At 33.2% G+C, this 5,508-nt stretch carries 5 protein-coding genes; 2 read left to right on the top strand and 3 right to left on the bottom strand.

Annotated features, from left to right (window positions below; translation table 11 throughout):
- The first annotated feature begins 93 nt into the window (after positions 1–93).
- Complete coding sequence (locus ACM55I_RS16190; RefSeq protein ID WP_416847880.1) at positions 94–1,587, top strand: T9SS type B sorting domain-containing protein; 1,494 nt, start codon at positions 94–96, stop codon at positions 1,585–1,587.
- An 84-nt stretch (positions 1,588–1,671) separates the two neighbouring features.
- Entirely contained in the window at positions 1,672–1,935 is a 264-nt protein-coding gene (locus ACM55I_RS16185; RefSeq protein WP_416847878.1) for a hypothetical protein, read from the top strand.
- Between the two features lie 121 nt (positions 1,936–2,056).
- On the opposite strand, the gene ACM55I_RS16180 is transcribed toward ACM55I_RS16185, so the two are convergent.
- From ACM55I_RS16180 to ACM55I_RS16170, 3 genes are all read right to left on the bottom strand, one after another.
- On the bottom strand, positions 2,057–2,554 hold the full coding sequence (locus ACM55I_RS16180) for a DUF4411 family protein (RefSeq protein WP_416847876.1): 498 nt from the start codon (positions 2,552–2,554) through the stop codon (positions 2,057–2,059).
- A 4-nt stretch (positions 2,555–2,558) separates the two neighbouring features.
- Entirely contained in the window at positions 2,559–3,689 is a 1,131-nt protein-coding gene (locus ACM55I_RS16175) for an ImmA/IrrE family metallo-endopeptidase (protein WP_416847875.1), read from the bottom strand.
- 220 nt (positions 3,690–3,909) lie between these two features.
- Complete coding sequence (locus ACM55I_RS16170) at positions 3,910–5,382, bottom strand: COR domain-containing protein (protein ID WP_416847874.1); 1,473 nt, start codon at positions 5,380–5,382, stop codon at positions 3,910–3,912.
- Positions 5,383–5,508 lie beyond the last annotated feature (126 nt).

Here is a 5,508-nt window from a genome sequence, read left to right as displayed (position 1 = left end):
TACAATCGAAAAAGAAGACATTCAGCATTGAATTATGCAACAATTGAAGAATTTAACAATCAAATTAATTACAAAAATGTAGCTTAACTTAATGTGCAGTTTTTATTAGCATATCCAATTACCTATTATAGAAATTTAGTTGATGCTCTTGCCGAAAAAAATGCCATTGCTGATATTTCAAACTACAGAAATATTGGATACCCAAATGCTCAAAATATTTACATTCGTGTGGATAGCCGGTTGAATAATGATTGTTTGGGATTGGGAAGTCATATTACACTGAATGTTGAGCCTATTCCTATTGTAAAATCAATTACAGAAACCCATTGTGATGACAACCAAGATGGTTTATATTCTTTTGATACCTCTACAATTCAAACGGATATGTTGAATGGACTGACCAATGTTACCGTTACTTATTTTGACCAGAATAACAATCCGCTGTCAAGCCCTTTACCGAATCCTTTTACAACGGCTTCGCAAACGCTGAAAGCAGTAGTAACGAATAACACTCCTAAAGCCTGTTCTTTTGATTCAACAATACAATTTATTGTTTCCGATTTACCGGAAGCATTTCCTGTTTCAACATCATTAACCACCGTCTGCGATGATGAAGCGGATCCCATTTTACAAGACGGGAAATATGCGTTTGACACTTCAACCTTCCAAAACATTATCCTAAATGGACAAACAGGAATGACGGTTCATTATTTTGATGGAAATAACAATCCGCTTTCGAGTCCATTACCCAATCCATATGTAACGGCAATACAGAATGTGCGGGTCGAAGTCATCAATCCGATCAATCAAACGTGCACCGCAACAGTAATTCTTCCGTTTATCGTAAAATCAGTGCCAAATATTGACTTATTGGGTGATGAATTGGTTTGCAGCAATCTACCCACCTTCACCAAAGATATTAACGCAGGGCTTCTAGACAATTCTCCAACAAACAATTACAACTATATGTGGTTCTTCAATGGAAATCCAATTACAGGAGAAACCAATTATAACCTAACCGTTAACAAAGAGGGGGTTTACACCGTGGAGACAACAAATAATCAAGGTTGTTCCAGAACGAGAACTATTACGGTTCGCGCATCAGATATAGCCAAAATAACGAATGTGAATATTGTGGATCTGGCAGATTCAAACAGTATTATGATTTCAGTAACAGGTGCCGGTGATTATGTTTATGCGCTGGATGATGAAAACGGTTCTTATCAACAAGAAAATATCTTCACCAATGTCAGAGCCGGAATCCACACAGTCTTCGTTAAAGACTTGAATGGTTGTGGTATAGTCACAAAAGAAGTTGCAGTGTTAGGAATTCCAGATTATTTTACACCAAATGGAGACGGTCTTAATGATTATTGGAATATAAAAGGAGCGAATACAACTTTCAACTCAAAAACAACAATATATATTTTTGACCGATATGGGAAATTAATAAAACAAATCAGTCCGTTTGATCAAGGCTGGAACGGAACTTTTAATGGACAGCAAATGCCAGCTACAGATTATTGGTACTCCATACTGCTGGAAGATGGTCGAATTATGAAAGGGCATTTTGCTTTAAAAAGATAGCTTATGTTCCAATAATGATATAAAGCATGAGCAAAATCTTGGGTATAAAAATATAAGAACTGCAAATTTAAAATTTTTAATAGTATGTTATCAAGAACAATTGAAACACTAAAATACTTAATACTGGAATATCGTTTTTATTTCTTAAGTATTACATTATTACTGGCTCTCTTAATTTATAGTTATAATGAGACTTTGAATTTGAATAAAAGACTTATTGAAATAAACAAAGAACTCTATCAGCAACAAGTCACTTTCGAAAGAAGACAAAAGGCATATGATGAAAAAGCAAAACAACAGCGAGAAAAACTCGAACGTATGATAAAAGAGATCAAGTTAAAAGAATAGATTTTCTATTCACGTTCAACTCAAACATCATTGTTTGTGTCATGTACTCAACAAATTTGTTTTTTAAAGAACAATTTGTCAATCAGCGACAAAAACACCATTAATGTCTAATGTTTTAATTTTAAAATCGCTCGCCAAGCAATCTAAACATTTCAATGGTTTTAACACAACTAATTCCAAAAGGTTTTGCGGCATCTGGAAGCTTAACTCTTTTTTGAGTTTTTAGATCACTTGTTTCATGAGTTACAATTTGATTTCCATTTAATATTGAAAAAGCTACTAGCCAAGCATCTGCCTCATCAGCATCCAAAAATTCATTTAATGCTGTAGTATTATAATGACTAGCTTTAGCATTTGCCCAATTAGAAACTTGTATGTATTCATTAATGACAACACTCGTATCTTTAAAAAAATCTTTAGGCAGATTTTCTTCACACCAATTTGATAATTCGTCTTTATTTTGAGTTATCTCTTTATGAACTTTATCAATTGAAATAATAATACCTTTTTCAGCTAATTCTTTTACTTTTAACCAAAAACTGGGTACAACATCAAATGGATAGCTAACCCTATGAGCCTCGATGAAAAAATTACTATCTAATAAAAAAGGTTCAGCCATCTGATTAATGAAGATGTTGGGTTACAAATGTCTGAAAAGTTTCGCCCCTTAATCCAGTAATTTTATAAGCGTCACGATATAGAAGTTTATTTTGATTAACAGCTTGATTGACATATGCTGCAAAACTGACACTAATTCGTTTTCTAGCTGTTGCATAAAAATCACCTCCTCCACCTTGATTGTCCTTTTTGTCTTGAATTCCTTGCATATATGTATTATAGAACTGAAAGAATTCGGCTTTTGTCATCAATCCTAGATCCAAGGCTCTCCTTGCAATAACAATTGGGCTTACTTTAAAATATCTTTTTGCGTAATCAATGCTCGCCTTTTCATTCCAAACCCTTATAAAAGAATCCGCAGGAACTAAAAATTCAGCAGCTACTTGGTCGCATAATTTTTCTATTGGGTCATTCGCCGGTTGTAGATTTTGATTATCAAAACCAGCACTTTCTCCTAACCAAATATGAGCTAATTCATGGATAATAGTAAATAACTGTGCTGCTTTTGCATCTGCTGCATTGACAAACATAAAAGGAGCCATTTCATTTACGATTACAAATCCACGACATTCTGCAACTGGAATAGGTCTATGTGTATTATTTTCGACCACTCCATTAAAATTGATTATAACTCCAATTTCTTCAATCTTATGAGTGATAAAACTTAACGTATCTTCAAAAGTTTGAAATTCACCTGCCCATTCCTGATGCAAGCCTAACGTTTTTCTAATATCAGTCACTATAGTTTCGTATGTGCTATTCTTATTGAATTTTCCTACGAAAGAAAGGGGTGCTTCTTCATTCTCTATTAAATAATCAGTAAGCCAATCTTGACGACGTTGCAGTATAAGAATGGTATCATAAACATTCAAACTAACTTTAGCTGTTTGGTTACTCCCTGTTCTAAAAAAAGGGAATGGAATATTTTCCTGAGGTGGTTCTGGTAGAAACAAATACCCAAAAGGAATATGAACCCGATTTGCAAATTCTTCTAACTGCTTAACCGTTGGGTTTTTAATATTCTCTAACCATTTTTCAACATTAGGAAACTTTATCAAAAAATCCTTCAATTCAAAGCCTGCCCGAGCGATTGCCCAAGTAAGCATAGTAGGATTGATATTGACTTCTGTTCTCATTTGTGCAAACTTAATTAATTAAAGGTAAACTATAATTTTTCTTTCGTCATTTCTTTTTTGACTTTATGTTCTCACTCCTAGTTCCGTTCAATCAGAGTTTCATTGTTCGTGCTACGCACGCAACGAAACGTTGCTAGCAGTAGTTAACATGTAAATTCAAACACGAAATTACAATTTTGTTGAGCCCAACTGGCTATCAGCTTTTAGCTATATAGTCACCTTACTTCATATTTAACATTAAATGCACAATTTCAATTGAATCCCCATTGTTGTCATGTCTCGAAATACCAACTTTCATATTTGCAAAGCTATGAAGGTCATCTCTTACGCTAAACCCCGAGAAAGGATACTTTTCACCATAATCACTATTAGAATTCAGATCTTTTATATATTGCATATAATTGGTCCATAAGTTATCAAACCTCTCTGCCTCACCAAATACAACTACAAATTTACGTTTAAGCTCATGTGTATCATATTTTGAAAGTAGTTTTGTAAGATGCTCTGCAACTACACTGTTCTTTGATCCACAACTTTCAAGTCTAAAACATTCAATGATGGTAACCGGAATTCCATTGTTCATCCTAATCATAATATCTAATTCGCCTGCTCCTTTGCCGCTCCCTGAAAGCCCAGACCGCGTTTGGTCTGAAATATTATGCCCCTTGGTTCTTAACAAATCAACAATATCATCATTAAGTAGGTCTTCAATTTTCTTTTGAAATTTTCGCTCAAGAATTCTTGATCCCACTTCAATAAGATCATTTAGGATTTTATCAAGGGAGTACATAGGATTATTATCCGGTTCTTGACTATCAATTTTATACAATCCAAGAAGTTTATGAACATTCACTCCTGTAGCACTTATTTCACAAGGTATTGTTTTGAAAGTATTTTCGGTTCCTACTTTTTTTACAAAAGTATAATTAAAAAGATGAGGTTTCATTGAATTAATACATTCTGAGCAATTACATGGAATTTTCTCAGGAACATCAGGATAGTTTAAAGATTGATGAATATCATTTAATTCTTTTCTTATAATTTCAAGTAAAAAGGAAGCATTGTTACCATTAATCCAAATGAAAAGTTTTCTAGAATACTGATCAGTAGTAATCAAAGCACGTGTATTTTCTCTTTGAATAATTACTCCATTTTTCCAAAAGGTTTTATCATATATCAAATTTCTTGTTCTTACAATGAAGCGAGCCATGATACCAGCAGGCATAAAGTCATAATGATATTCAAAGCGCAAATTATCCTTATAATCCCAATCAAATTCAAGTTTTTCAGGTTTAAGTAACTCTGGAATAAGATAAACGTTTTGTTCAACCTCAAAACACAACTCAAACTTCTTCATCAGTGTAACTATGTATGGGCGCTTGTCACGCTCAAAATCATCAAGAATACTGTCTAACATAGTAGGGTCGAATTCACCATTACGAGTAATGACATCTTTTGAATCAAGTATTTTATATACAGCATTTGTTGCCCATTCAGGCTTTAAAAATAATATATTTCTTAACAAATTATCTTCTTGAAAATGAAGAAAGACACCAAGATCATGAAAGTATTGACTTAAAAAAAGTGCCCTTTTATTTGACAAACCATGCTGATTACATATATTTAAATATTCGTCCGCTGAAATATAATTTGATTCCAAAGATTCTAATATTGTTCTTATATCTAACCACACTTTTGGAAGTGGATATGCAAATGAAAACTGCACATTAAGTTAAGCTACATTTTTGTAATTAATTTGATTGTTAAATTCTTCAATAGTTGCATAATTCAAAGCAGAATGTCTCCTTTTTCTGTTGTA

It is taken from the genome of Flavobacterium algoris, from assembly GCF_048158525.1.
In the GTDB taxonomy this organism is placed as follows: Bacteria; Bacteroidota; Bacteroidia; order Flavobacteriales; family Flavobacteriaceae; genus Flavobacterium; species Flavobacterium algoris.
This window is presented reverse-complemented; position numbering and strand designations above follow the sequence as displayed.